This is a genomic window from Mycobacterium marseillense, assembly GCF_010731675.1.
GTDB classification, from domain to species: Bacteria; Actinomycetota; Actinomycetes; order Mycobacteriales; family Mycobacteriaceae; genus Mycobacterium; species Mycobacterium marseillense.
In genome coordinates, this window is sequence record NZ_AP022584.1 from 1,962,860 (window position 1) to 1,977,765 (window position 14,906).

The following is a 14,906-nucleotide window of genomic DNA, read 5'->3' on the forward strand; positions in this document are numbered from 1 at the left end:
CCCCCCATACGCTGTGCTTACCGCTAGGGTGCCGCGGCCGTGATCGCGCGGTACACCTCGCGAGCGACGTAGTACCGCCCATAGCTGCCGAACGGGCCGTCAACTATGCCTAGTGCCGCCAGCTTCTTCACGGCCGTGTCGATGCCCTGCGATGTCTTGTTGAAACGCCGCGCGAGTGCAGGAACGCGGACAATCGGAGTGTCGACGAGAGATTCGACGATGTCTCGCGCAACGCCGCCTCTGTACCCGCTGTCTTGGAGAATCTGCACGTAATTGCGCTGGGCGTCGAGCATGAGATTGACGCGGCGAGCGGTGTCGATCGCTGAGGCCTCGACTCCGCGCGAGAAGAACCGTATCCACGAGTCCCATTCACCGGTCTGCGACACCTTCGCGAGCTCGTCCTCGTACTCGCTTCGACGGGATTCGAACCAAGGTGACACGCTCAGCAGCGGCTCTTGGAGAAGGTCGTCGATCATGAATTGGAGGACGATCAGTAGCCGTCCGATGCGGCCGTTGCCGTCATTGAACGGGTGCAGGGTCTCGAACTGATAGTGGGTCATTGCGGCGGCAATTAGCGGGTCTCTGTCCCCCCCTGTGGTGATCCATCCCACGAGGTCGCGAACGGCGGCTTCTAGCTCAGGACCGGGCGGCATAGGGACAAATCTCGCCGACTCGATCGTTCCGTCGGGGCTGCCGATCGCGACCTGGCAGCGCCTGACACGGCCTGCGTCCCGCGTCTCGGAGTCTGTTCCGCTGACGAGTTGTTGGTGTGCGTCGAACAGAAGGCTGGTCGTGATGGTGCGATGCTCAGCGACGTAATCGAAAGCGACGTCAGCCGCGTCCACATAGTTGAGGACTTCCATCAGTGCGGCACTTCTGTCCTCGTCGGCGGCGGGGTCAGCCGCCAAGACGTCATCGATGGGCGCGAACGTACCTTCGAGCGCGGAAGTGCTTTGCGCCTCACGGCTCAACGTGGGCCGGCGGAGTATCCGGGGGTTGGGTACCTGTCGCGAAGCTTGGTCTAGGTGAGCGAGTGCCCGGCTAGCGCGGGTGACCGCCCGCCATGTTCCGCCATCGAGTTGAGGCTCGACGCCGAGCGGATGAGCGACGTACGCCGAGTGCTCGTAAGATCGGCCGTTACGGCCGTCGGTGCCAGCGATCGGCCACAGATTGCCGATCGGACTTGAGGCGAAGCGCTCTACCTGCACAATCCAAGTGTACAGGCCCTTGGGTTGATATTACATTCGCGAAATTCAAACTCATTTGGTTTTGATTGACCGAAAACAAGCGAAGACCCGGTTCGCTTGGTGACGCAAACGACGAAAGCAAGTGGAGTTGGCGTGTTTCCGGCAGTGCGATCTCGGGATCGTCGCGATGATCTATCCGCGGGCGCGTGCCTGTAGATACTTCTGCATCGCGGGTCCGGTCTCGATGCGCACCCGCAGCATCCGCCGATAGCCGGCCATCCAGCATTTCGCCAAGACCAGCTGGCCGCGATACGGGTTCACGGCGCCGATATCGGCGCTCCAGCCGGCGCGCAGCGCGCGCGTCGCCTCCTGCCGCATCGCCACCCGCCAAGCATCCACCAACGCGGGCCCACAGCGGCGGATCCCACGCGATCAGCGGTTTGTTTTTTTCCTGGGGGCGGGGAGGGCAGGCGCTAGGCCATGGGGTCGCCTTGGGGCCCGTCCCACGGGTCATTCCCCCTGGTCAGAGGCTTGCTGGTTTACCATGTGCGGCTGGTTACGAAGGCGACGCCGGGTCGTGGGTGGTGGATGCCTCCGCAGCGGTCGCAGTGTTGGCCGGCTGGTGCGTGGCTGTCGTCGTAGTCGTAGTCGTAGCCGTTGTGGTCGTTGACGACACCGGTGGCGCGGCGGCAGAGGATGCAGGTTCCGCGGTGCTGGCCGGTGGCTCCGACGCACTGATTACAGACTCGATGGGTGAGAACTGTATTTGCGGGGTCGAGTGGGTCGCCGCCGAGTGAGACTGCGTGGATCTCGTGGACTTCGGGGCTGAGCGGGTGCGGCGTCGGCAGTTCTTTGTCGACTACTTCGTCGCAGATCCAGCAGACGTCCGCTTCTCGGAGTACGCGTGCGCGGAGTTGGCGCCGGCGGTATCCGTTGGCGTATCGCGGGTTGGTCACGTCCTGGTCCTGGTCCTCGTGGTGGTGGGCTCGGGCCGGCGCTGGCGCCCTACGTCACAACGCCACCGGGATACGCGCCGGCCCAAGCGGTCTATCGGTTGAACCCGGCTTCGAGGCGGCGTTGTTCGCGGGCGCGGGCTTCGGCGGCTTTGTCGGCGCTGTACTGAGCCGAACGCGACATGAAGTCGCCGAGCGTGGCGAGGCGCAGCGGGATCCCGCGGCGGGCCAGGGTCCAAGCGTCGACGTCGGTCCGCTGTTTGCGGGCCAGGTCGATCGCGGGTTCGAGGTCGGCTTTGCGTGCGGGCGTGAGGATGAGCGCGGCTCGGCCGGTGTAGTTGATGCCGGCGATGGTGGCCAAGGCGTAGAAGCCGCGCTCGGCTGCGGTCCAGGCTTCAAGAGCGGTGCGCGCTGCCGCCCAATGGCGCAGGGTGTCGCCGCCTTTGGCGCCGGCAGCGCGGCCATCGGTGAGGTCAAGGGCGGGCACCGCTTCGGCGGCGGCGGCGAGCGCGTCCGAGTGCTCGGTGAGCGCGTCGGCCCAGCCTTCGAGGATGTCGTCGCCGTGGTCGGCGAGCGCGGCTGCGAGCAGGTCGTCGCCGTGGCGGCGGGCGGACTCGCCGATGTTCTGCGTAGAGAGCACGCGGTCGAGTAGCAGGCGCGTGACGTCGGGGTCGTCGTGGTAGTCGCGGCCGTTCTCGATGGCTGCGAAGACGGCGCCGTGCAGATCGCCTGTCGTTACGCCGATTCGGTTGGCGGCATCGCTGAACGCTTGCGCCTGGTCGACCTGTTTGGCGTAGGCGGCAGGCAGCGGGACGCCGAGTACGTCTGCGGCTTTGGCGACATTCTGCGCGTGGGTTCGCGCCGAAATTAGGTGCTGCATTGCTGGGGTTTCCTTTCGCGAGGATCAGTGATTCCGTTGGGCCGGGGGGTTAGTCGTCGACGATCGGCGTGCGGTCGAACCAGCGCCCCTTGTCTTCGGGCTCGACCCGGGGCGGTGAGGTCCGGCCGTTGGTGCGTCCGCCGGCAAGGCCAGCGAGCAGCGGCTTGTCCTCGTCGTCGGCGAAAAGCTCTCTCGCCCATTGCCGTTGTTCGTCGGTGAACTCGCTGGTGTCCTGGTCGTCTTCGGGCTGGATGTCTGCTCCGGTGAAGAACGCGTGTGCGAACTTGCGGTCGCGGTTGGTGCTGTCGGTCATGTGTCGTGCCTTTCGAACAGGTATCGGCCGGCGGTCCGGTTGACGCCCTTGCGGGCTGCTCGGCGCCGGATGGTGCGCTCACTGACACCGAGCCGTTGGGCTTGTTCTGCGGTCGTCTCCAAGCGTGAAGGGGCAGAGCCGGTTTGGCACGTTTGGTGTCCGTTTGCGGACACGGCTCGGGAAAACGCTTCGTGGAGGTCGCGCAACCATGACGGGATCGGGTGGCCGAATCGGCGCCGCTCGTCGAGCACCTGGCCGATCAGGTAAGCGGCGGCGCTGATGTGGTGCGGTGCAAGGCCGCTCACTGGCCGGCCGGCTCTCGGCGATCGCACGGACCGCGCAGGAGGCGGCGGGTGAGCACACCGTCGGCGTCGCGCTCGGCTGTCGCCCCGGTCTTCGACGGCAGCCCGGTCGATCCGACGACCAGGCCGGCGACGACGCCGCGCGGACGCCGCGCTGGCGACAGCCCGTCTAGCCAGCGGCGGCACAGCTGCACGGCCGGACACGCGCGGCAGAGACGAAGCGCGGCGGCGCGGGCTGCGTCGAGTTCTTCCGCGCTGGGTCGGCCGTCGACGCGGTACTCGTCGATAGTCCGCTCGAACAGATCCGCCCGATTCACACAGCGCGCTCCGCGGAGGTTGGGCAAATCAGCGAGCAACGTCGCCATGGTGGCCCAGTTGGTCATGGATGGTTCTCCTCGGTGTCGAACAAGTCGGGCTGATGGATGGGCTCGGTGATGTCTCGGACTGCGGGTGGCGTGGCCGGTGCGCCGTGGTCGCATCGGCGGGCGGGGTCGACGGGTGTGCGGTCCGGGCCGAGCAGCCATCCGCATGGGTCGCAGCGGCGGCACCGGCGGATCGCGGACAGTCGTTCCTCGCGCGCGGCCTGCTCGGCGCTACCCCGGCCGCGGGTCACCACGGTCCCCCTTCGTCTGCGGTGAGACGTTGTTCGACGGCGGACCAGCCGTTGATCTTGTCTTCGACAGCCGAGCCGTGGCGGCGGCGCGGCTGCTGCCTGCCCGCCGCTCGGCGGACTTGGTTGCGCCATGTGGCGTTCCAATCGAGTTTTCGTCCGCGCGCACCAGGTACGCCGCGCCAGTAGTCGACGAACTCTTCGTGAACGGCTTTGAGGTCGACGTCGGGGTGTTTGGCGCGCATCTGCTCGATGACGGCTCGGTCTGGCATCCAGTCGTCGGGGAGTCGGGTGCCGCGTGGGTCCGGTTTCGGTGTGCCGTTCACGGCCGGGAGGTTGTCGGGGCTGGCCGGTTCGTCGACGACTTGTCCCGTCGCCTTGTCCATGCCGTCGTTGCGTTGGGTGACAACCTCGCGGCTGGCCGGTTCGACTGTTTTGGCTTCGAGCGGCTGCGCTTCGTCAGCTGATGATGAGTCTGGGGGTGGGTCGTCGGCGGGGTCGTCGACGACTTCGACGTCGAGCGGTTCGCGCTGGAACGCTTCTCCTTCTTTTGTTCTCTCCAGTTCTGTGTAAGGAGAGGAAGAATTGGCGGATTCGCCATACCCCCCTGGCGGATTCGCCATACCCCCCCTGGCGGATTCGCCATACCCCCTTGGCGAATCAGGCTCTCCCTGTGGCGAATCTGCCAATTGGCAGGTCGGAGGTATGGCAGATTCGCCAACTGGCAGGTCTGAGCCTTGCTCACTGAGCCGGTACGCGCGGGTCTGGTCGCCGTCGCTCGCGCCCGGTGTGCACACCTCCAGATCGCCGGATTCCACGAGCGACACGACGACTCGGCGGACGGCATCGCGGGTAGCGCCGAGCGACGCGCTGATGTCGGCGTAGCCTGCCCGCCACCACGTCTCGCCGTCGATGACCTCACGACCACGACCATCCGAAACCGCCGTGGCGTACCGAACGAGCGCCAGCACGCACGCGCCCGCGCAGCCGACGCGGCCGATATCGGCGGGCAGCACCTTCAAGAACTCGGGCGGCTTCACTGTGCACCGCCGACTTGCTGTTGCGGTGTCCAATACCGCTCGGGGTCGCATCCGAAGCAGCCCCAGACGCCGCCCTGATGGAACATGATCTGCCCGCAGCCGCCGCACCGCGGCTTGCTGTGAACCGCGCACACGTCGCCGTGATTAGCGACTCTCATTCGGCACGGTCGCCCGTTGTGTGTTGGTGCTCCACAGCGCGGGTCACCCAAGATGCGGCGCCGCCACGACGCCGGCAGCCTTCCGGGCTGCTCGTGCGGCTGGTCGCCGTTGCCGTGCCGCGGGTGTTCGGCGTCGAGTTCGTCGACACACACCAGCCACAGCACATCGTCGCCAGATGCGGTGACGCAGACCGCGGCCCAGTAACCGGGCAGCCCGTCGCTACACAAGCAGGCTGTCCGGTCGTGGTCGACCAGCGCGCGGGTGTGCTCGGCGCTCACGGTGCTTCGCCTTCGGGGCGTTCGGCGAGCCGGCCAGCCAGCCGGTACAGGTTGGCGCGCTCGGCGGCGTCCATGACGTCCACTTGCCGCGGGTTGTGTTCGTCGTAGCGGGCGAGGGCCCGCATCTGCTCCTGGCGGACGGCTTCCTCCGCTGCCTGGTGGGCTTGCGGGCTGCTGAGTGCACGCTCTGCAACCGCGCGCGCGATCCGGTTCGGGTGCGCTCTCGAATACGACAGGGCGCGTTCCCGCTCCCGGCCGCGCGCCGGCGCCGTGCAGGGCTTGCCGACCGGCGCCGAGCATGGCGGATGGAGGCACGCGACGATGAACGGGCTGACGTCCCGAATCGGCACCATGCCGTCGGCGGCGGCAGCCTGTTCGTCGGCGTCCTCGGCGGCAGCCAGCGCCTTGTCGCGCGCGTCCTGGCGGGCTTCCAGACGCGCGGTCGGTTCGCGCATCGCCGCTTCCTGACGAAGCTCCCGCGCCGCGGTGATGACATGCGTGGGCAGTAGCCGGAATGCATCGCTGTGGACGGTCGAGTAGACGCAGGTCACCGCTTCCAGCAGCCGGTCCGTGTCGTCTTCGAGGCCGGCTTCGGCGATGAGTTCGGCCCACGCCAGCACCGTCGCGTCGTTCGGTTTCAGAACCGTCGGGTCGATGGCTGAGCATTTTTGGAGTACGCGGGTTGCCGCCGAGATAGCGGCCCGCCGACGCTGCTCCGCGCTATGCTGGTCGAAGCGTCCCACCAGATGCTTTGGAGCCGCCGAATCCTGCCCGGGTCGGCGGCTTCTCTCTTTCGTCATGCCGCGCCCTGCTCGGCATCGCCGATGCTTATCTGCCTGAGCGTGTCGACCCCGGCGCCCTCGCACATACGGACCGCAGCGATGTGCATGGCCGCGGTTTCGCTCGTGCCGGCGATCATCTTGGTCAGGGTGTCGACGCGTTCCGTGTGCTGCGCGATGGTGGCGTCGCCCCAGCTGACGCGGGTGCCGTCGCCGGTCGCGAACATGGTGTCGAGTAGCTCGGCGGTGACTTCGAAGCGGACCTCGTCGGCTACGTCGCGTATCAGTTTGGTGACGAGGGCCGTGCGTTGGTGGTGGATATAGTTCGGGATCCAGTCCATTTTGAAGTCCTCGTCGACGCCGGCGTTGAGGGCGCGATCAAGCCAGGCGTCGAACCCGTTGCGGCCGTCGCGTTTACGGCACCACGAACCGAATTTGTTGCGGCGGTTGGCGTTAAACCACACGCGGTCGGGCTTGCCGCTCCCGAGCGCCCACAGCGACGGGTCACGATAAAGCTTCTCGAAGTCCTCAGGCTCAGGTTCGACCGACGCCGCCGGTGGCAGGGGCTTGGTCGCTTCGACTTGAGCCCGCCGGCGGGCGTCCTGCTCAGTGCTACGGGCCCGGGCGCGTAGGCGCCATTCGACCTCGGGTTCGATGAAGTGGCGCAACAGATCCCGGTACGCGGCCGGGTCGATCTGTCCGATCAGCTTCCCTGCCAACTCGCCGGCGTCGGCGCCCTGGTGATGCTCGACCAATTCGCTCAGTCGGGCGGTGAAGGCGGCAACGTCGCGGATCATGACGCCGCACCGCCGAACGGCTGCATGGCAGCATCAAGTTCGTTGAGGTCGACGCGGACGATGCGGGGGCCGTTCCGGTATCCGGTGATCCGCCCGTCAGCGATCATCTGCCGGATCGTGCGGGAGGTGACGCCGATGTACTCGCCGGCCTGCTCAAGCGTGGCGTAACGGCGACCTCGGCGCTCGGCGCGGTTAGGACCTTGCGGCGTAGGAGTTTTCGTACGTGCGGGAAGTGCTGCCATCGCGAAATAGACCCATCAAAGAGTGGATGAATATTTCGCGGCGATGGTCGGGACAAACTCACGCTCACCAAGTGTGCTCCGGTCAACTGCCCCCGGACGCCGATACCCGCGTAGCAGCAACGGTAGCGAGATTCCGCTAAATGTCAAACAGGCTCCGCGTCAGGCGAGTTACCCGTTCGCCGCCAGCTTGGACAGCAGCGCGGCTATCTCGCGGTCGCGGCCCTGCGCGGCGTGCTGGTAGCGCATCGCCGCGGCTGGCGTCGAATGTCCAAGGCGCGCCATAAGTTCCGCCAGCGTGGCGCCGGTCGCCGCGGCGAGCACGGCGCCGGAGTGCCGCAGATCGTGCCAGCGCAGATCGCCGCGGCCGGCCTTCGCCCGCGCGGTGTAGAACCGCCGGTACAGCGTCGCCGGCGCCAGGTGTCCACCGCCGACGGCCGGGAACAGCAGCGCATCAGGCTTGGCGCCGACGTACTTGGACAGGTGCGCCTCAATGACCGGGATTAAGTGCGGCGGGATCGCCACGTCGCGGACACCCGCGTCGGACTTTGGTGTGGTGACCTTGAATCCGTCATCGGTGCGGACCACTGCGCGCCGCACCCGGACCACCTCATCGGTCAGGTCGATGTCCTTGCGGCGCAACTCCGTTAGCTCCCCGAAGCGCATCGCGAGCCAGGCGGCGAACAACACCATGAGCGACCACTGCGCCGGCATTTCGTCGGCAATCACGCCAATCTCAGCGACCGTCGCCGGCCGGACCTTATGGACGCGCTTCGCCGTGCCGGCGCCACGAATCATGCAGGGGTTCGCGGCAATCTTCCCGTCGCTCGCCGCCGTCGCCATGATGGTGCGCAGCAGCCCGTAAGCGTGCGATCGCATCGTCGGCTTGCCCGTCAACGTCTTCGCGTACCAGGCGCGCACATCGTCGGCCGTTATCGATGCAATCGGCAGCTGCCCGAACGTGTCGGTGATGTGCTCTTCGAGCAGCTTCTCGTAGTGCTCGACGGTGCGTTCCTTCAGCGGACGCCCGCCGACCTGGCGCGTGGCGAGCCACTGCGTCGCGTACTCAGTGAACGTGAGCTTCGGCTTCGGCTCACTGTCAGACCCCGGCGGCATCCACGCCTTTGCGACAATCTCAGCTTGCCGCAGCGATAGCCAGGACCGCGCGTCCCGTTTCGTCAGGAATAGCGTGGGCGCCTTATACCGGCGTCCGTCCGGGCCGTAGTAGCGGGCACGGTAGCCGGTCGCGAGCTTGTCGACGCTGCCGAACGTGCCGCTGGCGCGGTCCTTGCGGCCAGATCCTCGCGCCACTGTCACCTTCCCAGTTCTCAGGTCATGACCTCGACATGACCTGAGCTAGCATACTTTGCTTCCGGATGGTTCCGCGTGAATCCGTTCCGTCAAATCTCGACTTCGCAGGTCAAAGCGAGAAACACGAGGTCAGACCATATCCGCCAGCAAACGGTCTGAGCTAGTTCAATCCCAGTATCGCGCACCAGGTTTCGCAATGCTCAGAGGCATAATCTGAGACGAGGAGCCGGTGACGTGAACTACACGTGAACTGGTCAGCCGGGATGCTAGCAACCCGTATAGAGAGGTTCCGCTAGCCATGACCGCAACAACGCCCAGCACCAGAATCACTGCCCGCCCTCATCCGTCGCGACAGCTGCGGCTGGGGGGCGACTTACTCTCTACGGTTCGCAGACTCGCTTTGTTCGCCACCCTTGCCGCTACCACTGTCTTGGCAAGTGGCTGCACCTGGGGAATGTTCACTTTCGACATCTGACAGGGGCCGTCAGCGGTGGGGTACGCGCGTCCAGCGTACCCCACCGGCCAGGATTCACCCCGAATAAGGCGCTTTCCGGGGGCGCATGTTGTTCACATCGCCTGCCGCGCAGACATAATGTTGGCGGCATGAAAGCGCAGCCGTTGTCGGGGGACTTTGCCCGAACCCGCTTGCTATATGACGCCGACGGCGCGGCCGAACTGGTCTCCACCACCCCTAAGCGGATCAGTGAACTGCGCCGCGCCGGTGTCCTCGGCGCGGTGCGCGACGGCAAAAAGTTTAAGTTCACACACGAGGAGCTGCGGCGCTAGGCCGATCGCCTGCCGGCGTACGAACAGAGGCAGGCGTGAACGCCGCCAGCAACGAGCCCGAGCCCGGGCGGGGCATCAAGACGTAGAGCCTCGATGAAGTCGCCGCGATGGTGCTGCGGATGTGGGAGGTATCAGTACCGGCGTGTGGAACTCCTGGCGTCTTTTGCTGAGCGCCACTACGAATTCTGCCAATAAACGCAAACGGCCGATATTTGTGCGTTAACCTGCCCATATGCTGATGAGGACGAAGCTTGCGGTACTGTTCACCGCCCTCACTCTGGCGTTGACCGGATGCACCCTCCCGCCGTTGGATGTTTGCGGGCACTCGATCGGCGGGGTCTGCTAGCCAGCAGCGGTGAGAGGTGACAGCATGATTCGCCACGCAATCGCGATCGCACTGCTTTCCTGCGCGGCGACGGCGGTCACGGCGCCGGCAGCTCACGCCGACGAACAGAGCTATCTCGCTGATTTGCAGGCGCGGGGCGTGCCGTTCCTGATTCCAGCGAAGGCGGTCAGCGACGGGTACCGGGTGTGCGGTGAGATCCGCGGCGGTGAGTCACCGGCCACGGCCGCTCAGACGTTCGGCATCTACTACAACGCGTTGGGCCCGACGATCGTCGACATCGCGCAACACGATCTCTGCCCGGACACCCTGCACTAGTCGAGTCCCTCTATGACGGGATGGTTCCGAAGCCGACGCGGACACGCGGTGTGTGGTTCTGGGCTATTGCAGCGGCCGCGGCCTCGCTAATCGTGCTCTTCGCCGGCAGCCAAATCGCGCATGATCGCGGCCAATCGGTGGAGTGGTACACCGGCTTTGGGCAATGGCTCGGGGCCCTTAGCAGTTTCATCGCCGCGGTAGTGGCGCTATGGATTGCGGTCAGCGACCGTCGCCACGTCGAAAAGCAACTCCTAGCCGACCTTGCCAGAGAGGCCGGATTAGTCCGGGTGACCGCCGATATTTTCTACGAACGGGACGCTACGAATGCGCCTATACGAATGGCAGGCGTGAAAGCCAACAATCGCCGTACAGGCCGAATTTTCGAGATTGAGGTAACCAGGTTTGTCATGGGCGGGAGGGAGGTCAGTCCCCTGCGGCTATCATCCGTCGAGCTCCACCCGAAGCCAAAAGGGAGCTACTACACGGCTGCTGACCTTCCGCATCTGTCGATCGAATCAGACCAATCGCTTTACCTCTATCCGAATGAGCTCCCGAATAACCCCGCCGACTATGTTGCGTTGGCATACACCGACTCATCTGGGCGGCGATGGCAGGTTGATACCGACGGGAAGGTCGTCCAACGGGTCATCTGACCGTGAAGTATGACTTGTTCGTTGTTTGACGAACCGGGTGAAGTGCAGCGCGGGGCGCGCAGGCTTAAGTTCCCGACATGCGTGACATTGGGACCTGTCGGCTCCGGTCGAAAAGTGAGCAGGTAGTTCCGGTCGAAAAGTGAGCACCCTTCTGATTGGAGAGTGATCACTGTGGAGGATTGGGCGGAGATTCGCCGGCTGTATCGGTCGGAGAACCTGTCGCAGGCCGCGATCGCGCGGCGGTTGTCGCTATCGCGCAACACCGTGGCCAAGGCGATTAGCGCTGAGGCACCACCACGCTATGAACGCGCACCGTCAACGACGTCGGCGTGGGCGCAGATCGAGATTGCGGTACGGGTGCTGCTGGGCCAGTTCCCAACAATGCCGGCCACCGTGATTGCCGAACGGGTCGGCTGGACGGGTGGGCATTCCTGGTTCGCCGAGAATGTGGCCAGGATCCGCCCGGAGTACGCTCCAGCCGATCCGTGCGACCGACTGGTCCATCGGCCCGGTGAGCAGGTGCAGTGCGACCTGTGGTTTCCCGGAGCGCTGGTACCCGATCACGCCGGGGTGCTTCGGTCGTTCCCGGTGCTCGTGATGGTTGCGGCATATTCGCGGTACATCGCGGCGATGATGATCCCGTCGCGAGTGACTGGGGATCTGCTGGCGGGGATGTGGCAACTGGTGCAGGATGTCGGCGCGGTTCCCCGAACACTGTTGTGGGACAACGAGTCCGGTATCGGTCAACGCGGTCGCCTCGCCGAGGGCGTGGTCGGGTTCTGCGGGGTGTTGGCCACCCGGCTGATCCAGACCCGACCGTACGACCCCGAATCCAAAGGACTCGTGGAACGGGCCAACGGCTACCTGGAGACCTCGTTCCTGCCCGGCCGCGCCTTCTCCTCGCCCGCGGACTTCAACACCCAACTGTGGGCGTGGCTGGCCACGATCGCCAATCGCCGCACCCACGCGACCACGGGCCTGGTGCCCGCCGATGCACTCGCGGTGGATCGGGCGGTGATGGCCGCACTGCCACCGATGGCCCCGGTGACGGGAACGACGGTCACGACGCGGTTGGGTCGCGACTACTACGTCAGTGCCGGCGGCAACGCGTACTCGGTGCACCCGGAGGTGATCGGGCGGATGATCACCGTCACCACCGGGTTGGAGAAGATCACCGCTCACTGCGGTGACCGATTAGTCGCTGACCATCAAAGGCTCTGGGGCACAGCAGGTCTGGTCACCGATCCAGGCCATCTTGCGGCTGCAGCGGTGCTGCGGGAGCAATTCCGGGCTCGTCCGGCCGCGGGTCGCATCTGGCGGTGGACGTCGAGGTGGCCGATCTGAGTGCCTACGACGCGCGGTTCGGAACCGGGAGGTCGCCTGATGCCCGCCAAGCGCACACCGTCAGCGCCCGGTGACGCCGACAAGCTCATCGCACATCAGGCCCGCTTGCTCAAGGCTCCGCGCATCGCCGAGCACTACCACCGGCTGGCCGAACAGGGCCGCGACGTCGGCTGGTCGCTGGAGGACTACCTGGGTGCGGTCTTGGCGGTGGAATCGAATGCCCGTGCGGAATCGGGTGCACGTCAACGCATCCGGTATGCCGGGTTCCCGGCGATCAAGACGATCACCGACTTCGACTTCACCGCCCAACCCGCCGTCGACCGCGCTCAGATCGCCCGACTGGAAGCCGGTGGCTGGCTTGCCGAGGCCCGCAACGTCGTGCTGCTCGGCCCACCGGGCACCGGCAAAACCCACCTGGCGACCGCGCTAGCGATCGCCGCCGCCCACGCCGGACACCGCGTCGCCTTCGCCCCGGCCACCGGCTGGATCACCCGACTGGCAGAAGCCCACCGCACCAACCGGCTCGAAGCCGAACTCCGCAAGATCAGCCGCTACGGGCTCATCGTCATCGACGAGGTCGGCTACATCCCGTTCGACACCGAAGCGGCCAACCTGTTCTTCCAACTGGTCTCCACCCGATACGAGAAATCGTCGATCATCCTGACCTCCAACCTGCCGTTCTCACGCTGGGGACAGGTCTTCGGCGAAGCCACCATCGCCTCAGCCATGATCGACCGGATCGTGCACCACGCCGACGTCATCGCCCTCAAAGGTGCCAGCTACCGCATCAAACACACTGCGATCGAATCCCTACCCTCCGTGGAAGCCGATCGTCAGGCAGACTCAACTCCGTAAACCTGCTCACTTTTCAACCGGAGCAGGCTGCTCAGGATTCAACCGGAGCCGACAGGGACCATCGATTCGGAACTACAGCTACTGGTCGCGATACGCCGCACGGTGTGGGAGGCGGAAGGTCGCCCACCGTCCACCACGCACATCGACCAGCTGCTAGACGACGAGCAGCCATCGGGTCATCTCGAATTAATGAAGCAGCAATTTCGCAGACAATGGAGTAATGACAGCTATCGAAGACACGTGGGCTAACCGCGACCTACCAATACTCAAGGCATTGGTGCAGATCTACGAGAACACCGGGCGAGCGGTGATCCGCGCCAGCGACATCGAGAGCGCAACCGGATTCGACAAAGACACAACGCAGCGGGCGCTTCGGGCACTATCCCGGGAGCCCTATTTTGAAGAGGCAAAAGGCACCTGGGGCGGTGGCGTCATCTTCGTTGGACCACCCACCAGCGCCGCGTTGCGATTGGCCGGGCAATGGCCCACACCCGAGAACATCGTCGAACGCCTCATTGCCGCGTTCGAAGCAGCCGGCGAAGACCAGTCGATCCCCGAGCCTGAGCGCAGCAAGGCCAAACAGGTGGCCCAATGGTTGGGATCGGCCTTCTCCCAGATCGCGATCTCGGCACTCGGGGGTGCTGGCGGCCAGGCGCTATACAGCTGAACCGCTAAAAGATAGAAAGGCTTTCGCCATGCGCGGGGATCTGATGATGAGTTGGAGATCACCGACACCCCGCCCGGGAGGGCCTTGGACGAAAACCAGTCGACAGCATGGTCACCAGGGGCGTCCGACAAGAAAACGCCGACTACCAATTACAGAACCTGCGCAAAGGAAGAGCACGATGAGCGGACAGGTACAGCTACACGCCGAGGCGTTTCGGTCAGTCCTAATCGAGATGGTGTATTGCCTCAAAGGGCCCGGCACAGATACTGAGGCCGGGCAGGACTGCAAGACGATGGCCTTCGGGAGCGCCTTCATCTACCGCCTCGACGGCCAAGACCGCCTGATCACCGCGCGACATAATGTGACCGGAAGACATTGGCAAACCAACGATTTCATGGGCGGCTACAGCATCGAGCCGACACACCTCCGAGTCATGTTCTTCAAAGACCCACCGGAGAAGTGGGCGGTATCGGCCTCCGAAGACAACCCTAGGGTGGGCAATATCCAGATAGTCCTCCGCCAATATCTGGTGCCGCTGATCGGTCCGGACTGGAAGCCGATCTGGAACCAGCACCAGGCGCTTGGTGGCGATATGGACGTAGTGGAGGTGCCGTTCAACCCCCCAACTGATGCGGTAACCATGAGCTGGGAAAGACCAGGTCCCCGAACAGGTCCCGACGAAGCTCCATGGCCGGAACAGCTGTTTCCAGGCGAAGACGTGTACATCGTCGGCTACCCGTACCGACTCACCTCCGGCCCGACCTTCCCGCTCTGGATCCGTGGAACGGTCGCATCCAACCCCATATTCGGCTACCACGACGGCAATAAGACATATCCCCTCTGGCTCATCGACGCCCGCACCCGCAAGGGGCAATCAGGCGCCCCAGTTATGCGCCATCGGGCGCCCGGGACCATCGTCTTCAGAAACGATGGGAAGCCAGGCAGAACGCAATTCCCGGACTCAGAACTACTCGGGGTCTATTCCGGCCGTACCAGCGACGAATCCGACCTAGGATTCGTCTGGCCCATGGACCAGGTCGACGAGATCTGCCGCAACGGGACACTCGGCACCATCGATGTGTAAGCCTATTG

The 14,906-nt window shown here is 65.0% G+C and carries 19 protein-coding genes and 1 pseudogene; 7 read left to right on the plus strand and 13 right to left on the minus strand.

Going from position 1 to position 14,906, the window contains the following annotated elements; genetic code table 11:
- Positions 1 to 23: 23 nt before the first annotated feature.
- The 13 genes from G6N26_RS08540 to G6N26_RS08600 all read right to left on the minus strand — a co-directional run bounded on the left by G6N26_RS08540 (position 24) and on the right by G6N26_RS08600 (position 8,848).
- Positions 24 to 1,208 (minus strand): Fic family protein, encoded by a 1,185-nt coding sequence (locus tag G6N26_RS08540; protein WP_083019230.1) that lies wholly within the window; start codon positions 1,206 to 1,208, stop codon positions 24 to 26.
- 171 nt (positions 1,209 to 1,379) lie between these two features.
- On the minus strand, positions 1,380 to 1,565 hold the full coding sequence (locus G6N26_RS08545) for a ribosome modulation factor (protein ID WP_083019233.1): 186 nt from the start codon (positions 1,563 to 1,565) through the stop codon (positions 1,380 to 1,382).
- 161 nt (positions 1,566 to 1,726) lie between these two features.
- Entirely contained in the window at positions 1,727 to 2,143 is a 417-nt protein-coding gene (locus tag G6N26_RS08550) for a hypothetical protein (protein WP_139799176.1), read from the minus strand.
- A 91-nt stretch (positions 2,144 to 2,234) separates the two neighbouring features.
- Positions 2,235 to 3,020: an aldehyde dehydrogenase gene (locus G6N26_RS08555; RefSeq protein ID WP_083019237.1), complete on the minus strand. Its 786-nt coding sequence runs from the start codon at positions 3,018 to 3,020 to the stop codon at positions 2,235 to 2,237.
- Positions 3,021 to 3,069: 49 nt separating this feature from the next.
- A complete protein-coding gene (locus G6N26_RS08560) occupies positions 3,070 to 3,333 on the minus strand; it encodes an RNA polymerase subunit sigma (RefSeq protein ID WP_083019239.1) in 264 nt (87 codons plus the stop codon).
- 301 nt (positions 3,334 to 3,634) lie between these two features.
- Positions 3,635 to 4,018: a hypothetical protein gene (locus G6N26_RS08565; protein WP_083019243.1), complete on the minus strand. Its 384-nt coding sequence runs from the start codon at positions 4,016 to 4,018 to the stop codon at positions 3,635 to 3,637.
- Entirely contained in the window at positions 4,015 to 4,248 is a 234-nt protein-coding gene (locus G6N26_RS08570) for a hypothetical protein (RefSeq protein ID WP_139799177.1), read from the minus strand. The genes G6N26_RS08565 and G6N26_RS08570 overlap by 4 nt, the downstream gene beginning before the upstream one ends.
- Complete coding sequence (locus tag G6N26_RS08575) at positions 4,245 to 5,285, minus strand: hypothetical protein (RefSeq protein WP_083019247.1); 1,041 nt, start codon at positions 5,283 to 5,285, stop codon at positions 4,245 to 4,247. Before G6N26_RS08575 ends, G6N26_RS08570 begins: the two co-directional genes overlap by 4 nt.
- A complete protein-coding gene (locus G6N26_RS08580) occupies positions 5,282 to 5,722 on the minus strand; it encodes a hypothetical protein (protein ID WP_179960306.1) in 441 nt (146 codons plus the stop codon). The genes G6N26_RS08575 and G6N26_RS08580 overlap by 4 nt, the downstream gene beginning before the upstream one ends.
- Entirely contained in the window at positions 5,719 to 6,522 is an 804-nt protein-coding gene (locus G6N26_RS08585) for a hypothetical protein (protein ID WP_139799178.1), read from the minus strand. Before G6N26_RS08585 ends, G6N26_RS08580 begins: the two co-directional genes overlap by 4 nt.
- Positions 6,519 to 7,298 (minus strand): hypothetical protein, encoded by a 780-nt coding sequence (locus G6N26_RS08590; RefSeq protein WP_083019251.1) that lies wholly within the window; start codon positions 7,296 to 7,298, stop codon positions 6,519 to 6,521. Before G6N26_RS08590 ends, G6N26_RS08585 begins: the two co-directional genes overlap by 4 nt.
- On the minus strand, positions 7,295 to 7,540 hold the full coding sequence (locus G6N26_RS08595) for an excisionase family DNA-binding protein (protein WP_083019253.1): 246 nt from the start codon (positions 7,538 to 7,540) through the stop codon (positions 7,295 to 7,297). The genes G6N26_RS08590 and G6N26_RS08595 overlap by 4 nt, the downstream gene beginning before the upstream one ends.
- 168 nt (positions 7,541 to 7,708) lie before the next feature.
- Entirely contained in the window at positions 7,709 to 8,848 is a 1,140-nt protein-coding gene (locus tag G6N26_RS08600; RefSeq protein ID WP_083019255.1) for a tyrosine-type recombinase/integrase, read from the minus strand.
- 603 nt (positions 8,849 to 9,451) lie between these two features.
- On the opposite strand from G6N26_RS08600, the gene G6N26_RS08605 reads away from it, so the two are divergent.
- From G6N26_RS08605 to G6N26_RS08635, 7 genes and pseudogenes are all read left to right on the plus strand, one after another.
- A complete protein-coding gene (locus tag G6N26_RS08605; protein ID WP_083019257.1) occupies positions 9,452 to 9,634 on the plus strand; it encodes a MerR family transcriptional regulator in 183 nt (60 codons plus the stop codon).
- 370 nt (positions 9,635 to 10,004) lie between these two features.
- Complete coding sequence (locus G6N26_RS08610; RefSeq protein WP_083019259.1) at positions 10,005 to 10,295, plus strand: DUF732 domain-containing protein; 291 nt, start codon at positions 10,005 to 10,007, stop codon at positions 10,293 to 10,295.
- Between the two features lie 20 nt (positions 10,296 to 10,315).
- A complete protein-coding gene (locus G6N26_RS08615; protein WP_139799179.1) occupies positions 10,316 to 10,948 on the plus strand; it encodes a hypothetical protein in 633 nt (210 codons plus the stop codon).
- Positions 10,949 to 11,119: 171 nt separating this feature from the next.
- Positions 11,120 to 12,366, plus strand: a pseudogene (istA, locus tag G6N26_RS08620) (IS21 family transposase).
- Positions 12,332 to 13,147, plus strand: a complete 816-nt coding sequence (istB, locus tag G6N26_RS08625) for an IS21-like element helper ATPase IstB (RefSeq protein WP_083020620.1) — start codon at positions 12,332 to 12,334, stop codon at positions 13,145 to 13,147. The pseudogene istA and the gene istB overlap by 35 nt, the downstream one beginning before the upstream one ends.
- Before the next feature lie 277 nt (positions 13,148 to 13,424).
- Positions 13,425 to 13,814, plus strand: coding sequence for a hypothetical protein (locus tag G6N26_RS08630; protein WP_232067583.1), 390 nt, complete (start codon positions 13,425 to 13,427; stop codon positions 13,812 to 13,814).
- A 178-nt stretch (positions 13,815 to 13,992) separates the two neighbouring features.
- Entirely contained in the window at positions 13,993 to 14,898 is a 906-nt protein-coding gene (locus G6N26_RS08635) for a trypsin-like peptidase domain-containing protein (protein WP_083017271.1), read from the plus strand.
- Positions 14,899 to 14,906: the final 8 nt, after the last annotated feature.

Coding starts and splice junctions, on each gene's coding strand:
- G6N26_RS08605 (WP_083019257.1), top strand. CDS start 9,452: ATGAAAGCGCAGCCGTTGTCGGGGGACTTTGCCCGAACCCGCTTGCTA.
- G6N26_RS08545 (WP_083019233.1), bottom strand. CDS start 1,565: ATGCGGCAGGAGGCGACGCGCGCGCTGCGCGCCGGCTGGAGCGCCGAT.
- G6N26_RS08590 (WP_083019251.1), bottom strand. CDS start 7,298: ATGATCCGCGACGTTGCCGCCTTCACCGCCCGACTGAGCGAATTGGTC.
- G6N26_RS08585 (WP_139799178.1), bottom strand. CDS start 6,522: ATGACGAAAGAGAGAAGCCGCCGACCCGGGCAGGATTCGGCGGCTCCA.
- G6N26_RS08635 (WP_083017271.1), top strand. CDS start 13,993: ATGAGCGGACAGGTACAGCTACACGCCGAGGCGTTTCGGTCAGTCCTA.
- istB (WP_083020620.1), top strand. CDS start 12,332: ATGCCCGCCAAGCGCACACCGTCAGCGCCCGGTGACGCCGACAAGCTC.
- G6N26_RS08595 (WP_083019253.1), bottom strand. CDS start 7,540: ATGGCAGCACTTCCCGCACGTACGAAAACTCCTACGCCGCAAGGTCCT.
- G6N26_RS08555 (WP_083019237.1), bottom strand. CDS start 3,020: ATGCAGCACCTAATTTCGGCGCGAACCCACGCGCAGAATGTCGCCAAA.
- G6N26_RS08565 (WP_083019243.1), bottom strand. CDS start 4,018: ATGACCAACTGGGCCACCATGGCGACGTTGCTCGCTGATTTGCCCAAC.
- G6N26_RS08610 (WP_083019259.1), top strand. CDS start 10,005: ATGATTCGCCACGCAATCGCGATCGCACTGCTTTCCTGCGCGGCGACG.
- G6N26_RS08615 (WP_139799179.1), top strand. CDS start 10,316: ATGGTTCCGAAGCCGACGCGGACACGCGGTGTGTGGTTCTGGGCTATT.
- G6N26_RS08560 (WP_083019239.1), bottom strand. CDS start 3,333: ATGACCGACAGCACCAACCGCGACCGCAAGTTCGCACACGCGTTCTTC.